This window comes from Bradyrhizobium lupini, assembly GCF_040939785.1.
GTDB classification, from domain to species: domain Bacteria; phylum Pseudomonadota; class Alphaproteobacteria; order Rhizobiales; family Xanthobacteraceae; genus Bradyrhizobium; species Bradyrhizobium canariense_D.
Genome location: NZ_CP162553.1, coordinates 1,181,051 through 1,194,914 on the forward strand (window position 1 = coordinate 1,181,051; position 13,864 = coordinate 1,194,914).

General features: G+C 65.7%; 7 protein-coding genes and 3 pseudogenes. 4 read left to right on the forward strand and 6 right to left on the reverse strand.

What is annotated here, in order from left to right:
* Nucleotides 1-11: 11 nt before the first annotated feature.
* The 3 genes from AB3L03_RS05960 (at nucleotide 12) to AB3L03_RS05970 (ending at nucleotide 5,126) form a co-directional block, all read left to right on the forward strand.
* A complete protein-coding gene (locus tag AB3L03_RS05960; RefSeq protein ID WP_204510718.1) occupies nucleotides 12-980 on the forward strand; it encodes a zinc-binding dehydrogenase in 969 nt (322 codons plus the stop codon).
* A gap of 214 nt (nucleotides 981-1,194) precedes the next feature.
* Nucleotides 1,195-2,568 (forward strand): cation-efflux pump, encoded by a 1,374-nt coding sequence (locus tag AB3L03_RS05965; RefSeq protein WP_204510717.1) that lies wholly within the window; start codon nucleotides 1,195-1,197, stop codon nucleotides 2,566-2,568.
* 227 nt (nucleotides 2,569-2,795) lie between these two features.
* Complete coding sequence (locus tag AB3L03_RS05970; protein ID WP_018458565.1) at nucleotides 2,796-5,126, forward strand: PAS domain-containing sensor histidine kinase; 2,331 nt, start codon at nucleotides 2,796-2,798, stop codon at nucleotides 5,124-5,126.
* A gap of 3 nt (nucleotides 5,127-5,129) precedes the next feature.
* On the opposite strand, the gene AB3L03_RS05975 is transcribed toward AB3L03_RS05970, so the two are convergent.
* Nucleotides 5,130-6,023: a LysR family transcriptional regulator gene (locus tag AB3L03_RS05975; protein WP_018458564.1), complete on the reverse strand. Its 894-nt coding sequence runs from the start codon at nucleotides 6,021-6,023 to the stop codon at nucleotides 5,130-5,132.
* 109 nt (nucleotides 6,024-6,132) lie between these two features.
* Between AB3L03_RS05975 and AB3L03_RS05980 the strand changes: the two are divergent.
* Nucleotides 6,133-6,222 (forward strand): annotated as a pseudogene (locus AB3L03_RS05980) (formate dehydrogenase); the annotation flags it as partial.
* Here the strand turns inward: AB3L03_RS05980 and AB3L03_RS05985 are convergent.
* From AB3L03_RS05985 to AB3L03_RS06005, 5 genes and pseudogenes are all read right to left on the reverse strand, one after another.
* Nucleotides 6,185-9,166, reverse strand: a pseudogene (locus tag AB3L03_RS05985) (bifunctional [glutamine synthetase] adenylyltransferase/[glutamine synthetase]-adenylyl-L-tyrosine phosphorylase); the annotation flags it as partial. The pseudogenes AB3L03_RS05980 and AB3L03_RS05985 sit on opposite strands and share 38 nt — an antisense overlap.
* A pseudogene (locus AB3L03_RS05990) lies at nucleotides 9,163-10,618 on the reverse strand (ATP-binding protein). The pseudogenes AB3L03_RS05985 and AB3L03_RS05990, both read right to left, overlap by 4 nt.
* Nucleotides 10,602-11,282: a response regulator transcription factor gene (locus AB3L03_RS05995; RefSeq protein ID WP_035969420.1), complete on the reverse strand. Its 681-nt coding sequence runs from the start codon at nucleotides 11,280-11,282 to the stop codon at nucleotides 10,602-10,604. Before AB3L03_RS05995 ends, AB3L03_RS05990 begins: the two are co-directional and overlap by 17 nt.
* 283 nt (nucleotides 11,283-11,565) lie before the next feature.
* Nucleotides 11,566-13,149 (reverse strand): Do family serine endopeptidase, encoded by a 1,584-nt coding sequence (locus AB3L03_RS06000; protein ID WP_018458561.1) that lies wholly within the window; start codon nucleotides 13,147-13,149, stop codon nucleotides 11,566-11,568.
* Nucleotides 13,150-13,381: 232 nt separating this feature from the next.
* Nucleotides 13,382-13,864: a cytochrome c-type biogenesis protein gene (locus AB3L03_RS06005; RefSeq protein WP_026233610.1), complete on the reverse strand. Its 483-nt coding sequence runs from the start codon at nucleotides 13,862-13,864 to the stop codon at nucleotides 13,382-13,384.

Consider the following 13,864-nt stretch of genomic DNA (forward strand, 5'->3'; position numbering starts at 1 on the left):
GAGAGCAATTCATGAAGGCTTATGTCTACGGCCCTGGTGGCGCTACGATTTCCGACGTCGCTCAACCAAAGCCTGAAGGCACGCAGGTGCTGGTCCGGGTCCGCGCCTGTGGCCTCAATCGCGCCGACACCGGCATGCGCAAGGGCCACGCCCATGGCGCGGCCGGCGGCGCCGGCACCGTGCTCGGCATGGAATGGGCCGGCGAGGTCGCCGCGCTCGGACCGGATGCCAAGGGCCTCAAGGTCGGCGACCGCATCATGGGCTCGGGCGGCGCGGCGTTTGCCGAATACACGCTGGCCGATCACGGCCGCCTTTTCCACGCGCCCTCGAACATGAACTTCGAGGAAGCCGCCACCCTGCCCGTGGCACTCGCGACCATGCACAACGCCGTCGTCACCATCGGCGGCGTGCAGCCCGGGCAAGCCGTGCTGATCCAGGGCGCCAGCTCCGGCGTCGGCCTGATGGCGATGCAGATTGCGAAGCTCAAGGGCGCCAGGCTCGTGATCGGCTCCTCGACCGATGCTTATCGCCGCGGCCGGCTGAAGGAGTATGGCGCCGACCTCGCGGTCAATTCCTCCGACCCCACATGGGTCGACGAGGTGCTGAAGGCGACGAACGGCGAAGGTGTCGACCTCATCGTCGACCAGGTCTCGGGAAAGGTCGCGAGCCAGAACCTCGCGGCGACCAAGGTCAAGGGTCGCATCGTCAATGTCGGCCGGCTCGGCGGCACCCATGCCGATTTCAATTTCGACCTGCACGCGGCCCGCCGCATCGACTATGTCGGCGTCACCTTCCGCACCCGCACCATCGAGGAGATCCGTGAGATCTTCGACGAGGTCAAGAAGGACATCTGGGGCGCGGTCGAGTCGCGAAGACTGCGGCTGCCGATCGACAAGGTGTTTGCCTTCAACGATATCGACAAGGCGTTCGAGCACATGGAGGCCAACAAGCACCTCGGCAAGATTGTCGTGACGGTGTAGTGGCCGCGACGACCAGAGAGAGCGGCAGCGCACCAGTCTCTCCACTCGTCATGGCCGGGCTTGTCCCGGCCGTCCACGTCTTTGTCGCTCCGAAGAACGTGGATGCCCGGGACAAGTCCGGGCACGACGGAGTTCACCCGCTCCTGCAACTCACTAGCGTCTACGCCTGTGGATCGTCGCTTGATGTTCACCCGCGGCCTGCTAAATCCCCGCCATGAGCTCCCAACACAACAAGACCTCAGTCGCAGCGATCTCGATATTCGCCAGCGGCGGCATGGCGGCGGCCAAGTTCGCGGTCGGGATCGCGATCGGCTCGCTGGCGCTAATCTCCGAGGCGCTGCATTCGTCGATCGACCTGGTCGCCACCATCATCACCTGGGCGGTGGTGCGGGTGTCCGACAAGCCGGCGGACGAAGAGCATCATTACGGCCACGGCAAGCTCGAAAGTGTCTCGGCACTGGGCGTCACCGCCCTGCTCTACGTGCTCGCCGGTGGAATCCTGGTCCAGTCCTACAGCCATCTCCGAGAGGGAGTTGCGCCGCCGACGATCTCCGCCGTCCCTTTCGTCGTGCTGGTGATCGACATCGCCGTCAATTTCTGGCGCGCCCGTGCCCTGCACCGTGCCGCACGGGAGACCAGGAGCCAGGCGCTCGCCGCCGATGCGCTGCATTTCGCCTCCGACGTGATGGGCTCGTTCGCCGTGATCGTGGGCCTGATCCTCGCCGGCCTCGGCTTCTGGTGGGGCGACGCGGCTGCCGCCGCCGCAGTGGCCGTGATGATCGCCCTGCTCGGCCTGCGCATGGCCGGCTCGACCGTGCAGACGCTGGTGGACCGCGCTCCGGAAGGCGCGCATGAGACGGCCACGGCCGCGATCCGCAGCGTGCCGGGCGTGATCGACATCGAGCGGCTCCGCGTGCGCATGGTCGGTGCCACCACGTTTATCGACACGATCGCAAAGGTGCCGCGGACCTACCCCATCGACCGGGTCGAGGACATCAAGCGCAACGCGCAAGCAGCCGTCGAGACGGCCTTCGGCGATACCGACCTCACCTTCACCGCAGTCCCCGTGGCGCGCGACAACGAGACCGTGCGCGACCGCATCATGGTCATCGCCCACAATTCGGGCCTCGCCATCCACCACGTCACCGTGCACGATCTCGGCGCCAAGCTGATCGTCAGCATCGACCTCGAGGTCGACGGGGGGATGCAGCTCTACGCCGCCCATGACGTCGCCAACACGCTGGAACGCAACATCCAGGAAGAGTTCGGCGCAGATGTCGAGGTCGACGTCCACATCGAGCCGCTGGAACCGGAACTGCCGTTCGGGGTCGATGCCGAACCGGAACGGGTGCGGGCCATCGCCGCAGCCTTGACGGAATATGCCGCCAGCGGCGAGATCCACGACATCCATAATGTTCGCGTCCGCAACACCGACGCCGGCGAGATCGTGAATTTCCACTGCCGCGCCGAGCCGTCGATGAGCGTCATCAGGGTGCACGAGCATGTCGATGCGATCGAGCGCGCGTTGCGGCGCGCGTTCCCGAGCGTGAAGCGCGTCATCAGTCACGCCGAACCGCCGCGTGCGTGACAGAGAATGTGCGAGGAGTCACACGTTCTCGTTTCGGACTCGCCGCGCACGTAAGTTTGCGGACGCACGACGCACAAACTGCGCGTTGGATAAGAATAAATTCGCGTTAACGATTCGTTGACTCTCGACAGCCCGCGAAATCTGGATTCAAATCGAGCATGATTCGGAAGCGATGTGGGGCTGCTTCCGAACTCAAGTTGCAAGCAGGTTTCCAGGGGGCTTTAGGCATGTCGCGTGCAGACGCCGCGAACGCGTGCGTCCAATCCGATTCGATCAAAGGATTGGCGCAATCGATCGCGAAACCTGCCTATCATCGGCTCCTGATCGCGGAGCCTGCGCTACGCCGCGCCGTGCCGACGCTCATCATCGCATTCCTGATCACGATCTGCCTCGGCGCGTTCGTGCAGGTCGTCGACCAGACGCGCCAGAAGCGGCTGGTGATCCGCCACGACATCTCGGCGCTCGCCGACCTGCTCGCCGAGCGTATCGACCGCCTCACCTCCGGGCGACAGGAGCGGCTGAAGAACATCGAGAGCCTCCCGGCGTTGCTGCCCGACCTCATCCCAACCTGGGGCACCGCCTCGGGCCGCCACGTCATCGTCACCTCGGCTGGAATCGACCGCCGCATCCTCGCTCGCATCCCGATCGACAGCGATCCCTCGGGCAACGACCGCCTGCTCGACGCAATCACGACGGCGCAACTGCTGGCGGCACCGCCGCGCGACGACAACATCTCCGACATGACGCTGCCGAACGGCAACGCCGCAATGGCGACCGCGCGGCAGATCAAATCGTTGCCCGGCTTCGTGACCGTGATCCAGGAGCGCAACGAGCCGATCTGGGGCTCGGACGCCGCGCTATCGGTGACGCTGTCGGCCACCACCGGCTTCGTGGTCCTGATCCTCGGCTTCGCCTTCCACTGGCAGTCCACCCGTGCCCGCGAGGGCGACCTGATCAACGACGCCGTGCGCGGCCGGATCGACACCGCGCTCAACCGCGGCCGCTGCGGGCTGTGGGACTGGGACCTGTCGCGCGGCCGCATCTTCTGGTCGCAGTCAATGTTTTCAATGCTCGGCCTCGACGGCCGCAACGAGCTCCTCACCTTCGGCGAGGTCAACGCGCTGGTGAAGTCCGACGACATCGACCTGTTCGAGATCGCCGACCAGCTCATCTCCGAGAAGATCGACCACATCGACCAGACCTTCCGCATGCAGCATGTCGACGGCCACTGGATCTGGCTCCGCGTCCGCTGCGAGAAGACCAGCGGCGCGACCGATTCCAGCGTTCACCTGATCGGGATCGCGGTCGACATCACCGAGCAGAAGAGCCTCGCCGAGCGGACCGTGGAAGCCGATTTGCGCCTGCGCGACGCGATCGAGACCATTCCCGAAGCCTTCGTCCTGTGGGACGCCAGCGACCGCTTGGTGCTCTGCAATTCGCACTTCCAGCGCCTGCACAAGCTGCCCGACAGCGCCGTCATCCCCGGCACCTCCTACGAGACCGTGCTGGAGGTCGGCCGCATGCCGGAGGTTCGCACCCGGCACAACGAGACTGCGAGCCAGGGCCCCGGTGCGCGGACCTTCGAGGCGCAGCTCGACGACGGCAGCTGGCTGCACATCAGCGAGCGCCGCACCAAGGACGGCGGCTACGTCTCGGTCGGCACCGACATCACCCGCATCAAGGAGCACGAGCAGAAGCTGGTCGACAACGATCTACGCCTGCGCGCCACCGTCATCGACCTTAAGCGCTCGCAGGCAGCCCTGGAGCGCCAGGCGGGCGAACTCGCCGATCTCGCCGAGAAATACCAGCGCGAGAAGACCCGCGCCGAGGAAGCCAACCAGACCAAGTCGAAATTCCTCGCCAATATGAGCCACGAGCTGCGCACGCCGCTGAACGCGATCATCGGCTTTTCCGAAATCATGGGCTCGGGCATGTTCGGCGAGCTCGGCTCGGAGAAGTACCAGGAATACTGCCACGACATCCTGACCAGCGGGCATTACCTGCTCGAAGTCATCAACGACATCCTCGACATGTCCAAGATCGAGGCCGGCCGCATGAAGCTCGACATGGAAGAGCTCGACCTGGCGCAGACGCTGGCGGAATCCCTGCGGGTCGTCACCGGCCGCGCGCAGGACAAGCACCTGACGCTCGACGCCGACATCGCAAAGTCCATCTCCGTCGTCGCCGACCGTCGGGCCACCAAGCAGATCATCGTCAATTTGCTCTCCAACGCCGTGAAGTTCACGCCCGACGGCGGACGCATCGTGGTGCGCAGCCGGCAGCTCGACGACAGGATCGTGCTGATGATCGCCGACACCGGCATCGGCATCGCGCCGCATTCGCTGGCGCGGCTCGGCCGCCCCTTCGAGCAAGTCGAGAGCCAGCTCACCAAGACCTATCACGGCTCGGGACTGGGGTTGGCGATCGCCCGCTCGCTGGCGCAGCTTCATGGCGGCTCGATGCGGCTGCGCTCCAAACTCGAGGTCGGCACCGTCGTGCGCGTCACCCTGCCCCGCAACGCGATCAAGTCGGCGTCCGGAATATCGGCCGCGGCCTGAATTCTACGATTGCAGCGACGGCGCGACTTCTCGCGCGACATTGACCAGCGCCGCGATCAGCGGCGTCATCGGATCACGCTGCGGGATCACCATGCCGATGCTGTAATTGACATCGGGATCGATGATCGGGATCGAGCGCACCGTATCGGACAGGCCGAGCGTCTCGGCGAGCTTGGCCGGCATCACGCTGGCCCAGCGCCCCGTCTTCACATGCGTGAACAGCACCAGCAGCGAATTCGAGGTCAAGGTCGGCGTCGCCTCGGCGCCGACCGAACGTAACGCGCGGTCGATGATGCGGCGGTTCTGCATGTCGGGCGTCAGCAGGCACAGCGGCACCTGTCCGACCTCCCGCCACGTCACCGTCTCGCGATCACCGAACATTCCATCCGGCGCGGTGAGCAGACGATAGCTCTCGCTGTAGAGCGGAATGGTGCGCACCTTGCCGATCGGCTCGTTCTCGATATAGGTCAGGCCTGCATCCACCTCGAGATTCTCGAGCAACCCCAGCACCTCGGATGAGGTGGTGGACTGGATGCGGAAACGCACCTCGGGATGCCTGGCGCGGAACGGCGTCGTCAGCGCAGCGACCATACCGAGCACGGTCGGGATTGCCGCAATTCGGATCTCGCCGGAGAGCTGATGCTTCAGCCCGTTGATCTCGTCACGCATCGCGCGGGCATCGCCCACGATCCGCCGCGCCCAATCCAGCGCCCGCTCGCCTTCCGGCGTAAAACCCTGGAAGCGGGAGCCGCGCTGGACCAACATCACGCCGAGGATCTCCTCGAGCTGCTTCAGCCCGGTCGACATCGTCGGTTGCGTCACGCCGCACATTTCGGCGGCCCGGCCGAAATGCCGTTCCTTCGCCAGCGCCAGCAATAGTTCAAGCTTGTCGAGCAACCGTTCGTTCCCTCGGATCGTATGGTGGCATGCAAGCTAGCATGCCCTACCCCTTGCGACACGCAAAAACCGCCACGAATGCCTAGCGCTGCATCCAGCGCGTCGCCGCGACGCCCGCGGCGCGGGCTTGGAGCCGAACGTGCGGGAGGCGCTCACCTCGCTGAAGCCGACGACGACGTCCCTTCCAGCAGCGCCCTGAAGACACGGCGCACCTCGCTCTGCGTCTCCTTCACGCGCGCCTCCAGCGAGGAGAAATGCGGCGCATCGCCGGCGCGTGCCATCACGCGCAGAAGGTCGGTGCCGGCGGTCTCCGGCTTGAACCGGTCGCTGACGCAGAGCCGCAGGATCTGCGTCAGGTCGTGATACAGCCGCGCCGCGGCCCGCAATATCTCGGTCTCCGATTGCGCGAGCACGCCAAGCCTACATGCATTTTCCAGCACCTGCATGGTGCCGGCGTCGAGAATCTCCGGCTTCTCGTGCGCATGCACGAGCTGGAGATATTGCGCGATGAAATCGATGTCGACCATGCCGCCGGCGGCATATTTGAGATCCCAGCAATCGGCCTCGCCCTTCTCCTGGGCGATCGCGCGCCGCATGTCGGCAACATCGTTGGCGATGATTCCGGGATCGCGGCGGCGGGTCAGGACATCGCGGATGACGCGCTCGATCCGTTCCCGGAATTCGGGCGAAGCGGACACGACGCGCGCGCGCGTCAGCGCCATGTGCTCCCAGGTCCAGGCCTCGTTGGCCTGGTAGTCCGCGAACGAGACGAGGCTCGAGGCCACAGGGCCGGCACGCCCCGAGGGCGCAGCCGCATGTCGATCTCGTAGAGCACTCCGTAATTGGTGCGCGTCGTGAACGCGCTGATCAGGCGTTGGGTGAAACGCGCGAAGTAATGTGCACCTTGCAGCGACTTCGCACCGTCGGAGTCCGGACTGTCGCCGTCGAAATCGTAAAGCAGGATCAGGTCGAGATCGGACGACGCGGTCATCTCGCGGCTGCCGAGCCGGCCCATCGCGATGATCGCGGTCTCCTGCCCCTTGATCCGGCCATGCTGGGCGGCGAAGCGGTCGGCGACGAGGCCATGCACGGTATGGACGATGCCCTCGGCGACGTCAGCAAAGGCCGTGCTCGCTTGCTGCGCCGAGACCGTGCCCGAGAGAATGCGCGTGCCGATCAGGAACAGGCTCTCCTGCCCGAACAGGCGCAGGCGGTCGAGGAACTCTTCGTAAGAGCCGGCATCCTGCACCGTGCTCGCAAGCCGCCCCGACAATTCCTGCCTGTCGGGCATGGCGCCGAAGAAGCGCGGATCGATCAGGCCATCCATGAGCTGCGGCTGCCGGGCGAGCATCTCGCCGAGCCGGGGCGCCGCGCCCAGCACCAGGGCGACCAGCGCGACGAGATCGCGGTTCTGGCCGAGCAGCGTGATCAGCCGGCCGCCGCGCTGAAGCGCTCCAAGGAAATGGTCGAACGCCACGACGGCCCGATCCGGCTCCTCAGCATGAGCGAGACCGTCGATCAGAGCCGGCACGAATTCGACGAATGCGTTGCGCGTCGCTTCGACGCGGAACACGCGGTACTCGCCGGTGATCCAGTCACGCACGGTCTGCGCGACGGCGGCAGGCTTCTTGAAGCCGAGCGTGGCCAGATACTGAAGCAGCCGCGGATCGTCGGGACCCGCACTGTAGTCGAGCGCCGGCAGCTTGGCCGTGCCGGTCGGATCGTCGCCTTCGAACAGTTTTTCGTAGTGGCCCTGGACGATCTCGAGCTGCCGCAGAAGGTCGCGGGCAAAGGCCTCGCGATCCGGATAGCCGAAGAACCAGGCGAAACGCTCGACCGCCTCCTTGTCCTCGGGCAGCGTGTGGGTCTGCTCGTCTGCGATCATCTGGAGGCGATGCTCGACCCGGCGCAGGAATTGGTAGGCCGTGGTCAGCTCGTCACGCGCCGAAACCGTGATCCAGTTGCTGGAAGCAAGCACGCCGAGCGCGGCGAGCGTCGGCCGCACACGCAGTTCGGGATGTCGCCCCCCGGCGATCAATTGCTGGGTCTGGGCGAAGAACTCGATCTCGCGGATTCCGCCGCGCCCGACCTTCACGTTATGCCCTTCGACCGCAACCTCGCTCTGGCCGCGATAGGTCTGCATCTGCCGCTTCATGTCGTGAACGTCGGCAAGCGCGGCAAAGTCGAGATGCTTGCGCCAGACGAAGGGCGCGATCTCCGCGAGTAGCGCCGCGCCCGCCCTGGGATCGCCGGCGCAGACTCGCGCCTTGATCATCGCGGCGCGCTCCCAGGTACGCCCTTCCCGCTCATAATAGTTCAGCGCGGCGTCGCGCGAAATCGCCACCTGCGTCGAGGATGGATCGGGACGCAGGCGCAGATCGACGCGGAAGACGTAGCCGTCATAAGTGCGCTGCTGGAGAATGCGTGCCATCCCCTGCGTCACCCTCACGAAGAACGGCTGGGGTTCGATATCCGCGGCAAGCGTCGTATTGTCGGGATCGAAGAACACGATGAGATCGATGTCGCTGGAATAGTTCAGCTCGCCTGCGCCCATCTTGCCCATCGCAAGCACGATCAGCCCGCAGCCCCTCCTCCGGCGCCTCGGGATTGGGCGGCGAGAGCTTGCCGCGCGCGGCTTCTTGCCGCAGGAGGGATTGAAGCGCCGCCCGCACCGAGGCCACCGCGAGATCGGTGAGCGCTGCGGTCACCCGCATCACCGGCCAGACCCCGCCGATGTCGCACAGTGCGATCAGGAGCGCGGCCTCCGCCTTCATGCGGCGAAGCAGCCGCATCACCTCGGCTTCATCGGATGCCGCGAGCACGGCGCCGTTCGCCTCCGCGATCAGCGTGGCGAGATGCGCATCCGGATCGCATTCCAGCAGCCGGATCAGGCGCTGCGGATCAGCGCGCAGCAGCTCAAACAGATAAGGCGAGAATTCCGCGATGCCGGCCAGGATGTCCCGCGCGAAGCGGTGAGCCAGCAGCGCTTCAAGACGGGTGAATTGCGCTGGCTCGAGCTCGGCCAGCCACCTTTCAAAACGTCCTTGGTCGGTGACGGAAGCGGCAATATGGGGAGCCTCCGCGAAGCGTGCGGCAAGTCTCTCACCATGCTTGTCCGCGTTTCCCGGCGCGGAGTGGTTCATGCCACCTTCTGTGGCACATCCGGCATTGGCGGAGCAACCCTGTCGCCCGCGCGCGCCGGCAGCACCAGCGTGGCGACAAGACCGGGCTGGGCGTCACCCAACCTCAACTCACCGCCATGCAATGTCGCGACCGCGGAGGCGAGACTGAGACCGAGGCCGGATCCAGGCAGCGTGCGGCTCGCTTCCAGCCGCACGAATCGTTCCACCACATGCTTGCGGTCGGCTTCGGGGATTCCGGGACCGCGATCGGTGACGCTGAGCAGCACCTGATCGCCCTCGCGCCTCGATCTCGATCGTGATCTGCCTGCCCTCCATGCTGACCACGGTTCCCGCGGATTGCGCGACCGGCTTGCCGTATTTGACCGCATTCTCGACAAGATTGGCGAGGGCCTGGCTGATCAACTCGCGGTTGGCGTGAACCGGCGTCGGCTCGCACCTGACCTTCAAAGTCATGCCGTCGTCTTCGGCCAGCGGCTCGTAGAGTTCGTGAATGCCGTTGGCGACATCGGCCGCGTCGAAATCATCCATGTTACCGCGCGCCTGCCCGGACTCGGCGCGCGCGATCATCAGAAGCGCGTTGAAGGTACGGATCAGCCCGTCGGATTCCTCGATGGTCCGCTCCAGCGCGGCGCGGTAATCGACCTCGCCGCCGGATTTCGCCAGCGCCTCCTCGGCGCGGTTGCGCAGGCGCGTCAGCGGCGTCTTGAGATCGTGAGCGATGTTGTCGGAGACCTCCTTCAGCCCCGCCATCAGCGCCTCGATCCGCTCCAGCATGGCGTTGAGATTTTCGGCGAGGCGGTCGAGCTCGTCGCCACTGCGCCCTACCGGCAGGCGTTCGCTGAGATCGCCGGTCATGATCCGATGGGCGGTGCCGCTCATCGCATCGATGCGCCTCAAAACCCTGCGCGCCACAAAGATGCCGCCGCCCAGGCCGAGCACAACGACGATCAGGATCGACCATTGCGCGGCCTTCGCCACGATGCCGAACAGCCGTCGCCGCTCGGCCAGATCGCGTCCGATCAGAAGCCGGAAGCCGTTTTCCAGTTCGGTGACGCGGACGAGCGCAAGGTGGTCGCGATCGTCGGCGTCCTCGATACGCCGGTAGGCGGTCTCGGACCAGCCGCGCTTCGCCATCACGCCGGGCGCCAGCGAGCCGACATTGCCGGCGATCGCCTGCCCGGTCGGCGTCGTCACGAGATAGAGGTTGGCACCCGGACGCAGCGCCCGGTACTCGATCGCGAGCACGAGAGCGCGCAAGCCGCGGCGGCCGTAGATCTCGCTGATCTCCGAGGTCTCGGCATTGACTGTCTGCGTGATCTCCTCGGTGATCAGCCGCCGCGTATTCCAGGCGAAATAGGCCAGCAGCGAGGCCGCGAACATCGCGAACAACAGCAAATAGACCAGCGTCAGCCGGAATGCCGTGGTGCGGACGAGTTTACCGAATGCCGTCACGGATCATGTATCCCGCGCCGCGGATCGTGTGCAGCAGCGGCCGCTCAAAACCCTTGTCGATCTTGGAGCGCAGCCGCGAAATGTGCACGTCGATGACGTTGGTCTGCGGATCGAAATGATAGTCCCAGACGTTCTCAAGCAGCATGGTGCGGGTCACCACCTGGCCCGCATGCTTCATGAGGTATTCGAGCAGGCGGAATTCGCGCGGCTGGAGCGTCAGCTCGTCCTTGCCGCGCGCGACGCGATGGGAGAGCCGGTCGAGCTCGAGATCGCCGACGCGGTACAGCGTGTCCTCGGCCGGACCGCCGCGGCGGCGCGACAGCACCTCGACCCGGGCCAACAGCTCGGCGAAGGAATAGGGTTTCGGCAGATAATCGTCGCCGCCAGCGCGCAGGCCCTTGATGCGGTCGTCGACCTGGCCGAGCGCCGAGAGAATCAGCACTGGCGTCGAATCGTCCTTGTCGCGGAGCGCGCCGATCACCGACAGGCCGTCGCGCTTGGGCAGCATGCGGTCGACCACCAGCACGTCGTAATCGCCGTTCTCGGCCATGGCAAGGCCTTCCTCGCCGTCGGCGGCGTGGTCGGCAATGTGCCCGACCTCACGAAAAGCCTTCACGAGGTAGTCGGCGGATTCGCGGTCGTCTTCGATGATGAGGAGGCGCATCGTGCGTTCGGCAACGGTCAAGGGAGTGAACCTTCTCTAAACATGGCGCGAGCGGCAATCGCATGCAAGCCGAGTGAGAGACTCTGGCATCGAGAAAAAGGCGGGCGGTGAAGCTGGGGGGACTTCACCGCCCTAGGCCTTCCGACGGAGGGGGGCGTATTCCACCGGAAGGTAGATAGGGGAAGCAAACGTTGCGCTGCTCCCCCGAAGGGCGCCGTCGGCGGGGGCGACTGATGCCGGCGACACCCTTCATCTCGGAGGCCTCCTGAGGCCGAGCCCTTGGTTAGCCCTTCGCGATGGGCACGGCGACGAAGCGCGACTGACCGCCGCTCTTCACCCGCATCAGGACGCTGTTCTTGTTGTCAGTCCGCGCCGTGTTGATGGCGTCGCGAACTTCGCCGGCGGTGCTCACGCTCTTGCCGCCGACTTCGAGAATCACGTCACCTTCCTTGAAGCCGCGTTCGGCTGCGGCGCTCTTCGGATCGACTTCGGTGACCACGACGCCTTCCTTGCCGGCGCCGGCCACGGAATCGGCGGGCGCGACGGTCATGCCGAGCTTGGGCACGTCGGTGCCGCGGCTCGCGCCCTTGCCGCTGTCCTTGTCGATGTCGGCCTTTGCTTCGATCGTGTTCGGCAGCTGGCCGAGGGTGAGGTTCACCACCTTGTCCTGGCCCTTGTGCAGCACGTTGAGCTTCACGGTCGCGCCGGGCGCCAGGCCGCCAATGGTGCGGGCGAGCTCGCGCGCGTCCTTGACCGATTCGCCGTTGACCGACGTGATCACGTCACCGGACTCGATGCCGGCCTTGGCCGCCGGACCATTCGCCTGCGGCTCCGCAACCAGCGCACCTTCGGCCTTCTTCATGCCGAGGCTGTCTGCGATGTCGGGTGTCACCGGCTGGATCTGCACGCCGATCCAGCCGCGGCTGACCGAGCCCTTGTCCTTGAGCTGCGCCACCACGCTCTTCACGGTGCTGGCGGGGATCGAGAACGCGATGCCGACGCTGCCGCCGGAAGGCGAGTAGATCGCGGTGTTGACGCCCATCACCTCACCATTGGTGTCGAACGCGGGACCGCCGGAATTGCCCTTGTTCACGGGGGCGTCGATCTGGATGAAATCGTCGTAGGGGCCGTTGCCGATGTCGCGGCCGCTGGCCGAAACGATGCCGGCAGTCACGGTGCCGCCGAGGCCGAACGGGTTGCCCACCGCGAGCACCCAGTCGCCGATCCGCGGCTTGCCGTCGGCAAGCTTCGCGAACGGGAAGTTCGAGCTGCCCTCGACCTTGATCAAGGCAAGGTCGGTGCGCTGGTCGGTACCGATCACCTTGGCGGTGTAGGTCTTGCCGTCGTCGGTGGTGACCTCGACCTTGTCGGCGCCGTCGACCACGTGGTTGTTGGTCACGGCAAAGCCATCAGCCGAGATGAAGAAGCCGGAGCCCTGGCCCTGCACGACGCGGCCACGACCGCCACCACCCTTCAGGCCCGGGACGCCATCCGGACCGCCGAAGCGGCGGAAGAACCGCTCCATCGGCGAGCCCGGCTGGAACGGCGAGGAGGAATCATCGCCGTCGTCGTTGCTCGCGGTCTTCTCCTTCATGTTGACCTTCACCGAGATCACCGACGGCTTCACGCGCTCGACAATGTCGGCGAAACCGATCGGGCGTTCGACCTTGCGGACCTCGTTGTTGACCTGCGCAAGCGCCGGGGTCGAGAACAGGTCGGCGGGCGAGGTTGACGTGCCGAAGCCGTAGACGGCGGCGCCGAGGCCGGCGACGACCGAGGCCATCAGCGCGATCTTGCGGGCCGAGAAAACGGGCCGGCGGGGCTGCCGGTAGGACGGAAGGTTCGAGAGGTCGGAACGGTCGGTCATGCAGAGATCTCCAGGGCCTTGAAATCCATTTGGCGCCTGACGGCGGCACCTTACGGACCTGAAGATGGGGGCTGTCGCCTTACCGTGCGCTGGCGGCGGGGTTAAACTTTTGTAATGAACCGGACATGCGGATGCGGCAGTTTATCGCGGCCAAAACTAGTGAACCTGCAGGAACTTAACCAAGTTCCAGGAACCCCCGCGCAGTGCCGGCTTGATGCGCGCAGCAACGTAGCTAGCTGGATTTGGCTTCATCCGCCATCAATGCGGCGAGCCGCGCTTCCTCGTCGGGCGTGAGCGGCGGAGCCGGTAGGTCTGCACCATTTCGCGCGCGCCGGCGGATTTGCAGCCATAGCGCCAGGCTGCCGCCAATCAGCAGCAACGGCGCGAGCAGCCACAGCAGCATGTTCTGGCGCTCGAAGCGCGGCTTGAGCAGCACGAACTCGCCGTAGCGCGCGACCAGGAAATCGAGCACTTGCGAATTGCTGTCGCCGGCCGCGATACGCTCGCGCACCAGGAGCCGCAAATCGCGCGCCAGCGGCGCATCGGAATCGTCGATCGACTGGTTCTGGCAGACCATGCAGCGCAGCTCACGCGACAGATCGCGTGCACGCGACTCCTTCACCGGATCCGACATGATCTCGTCCGGCTGCACGGCATGCGCCGCAGGCAAGGCCAGCAGCATCAGCGCGATGAACGCGACCATCATTCGGCGCAT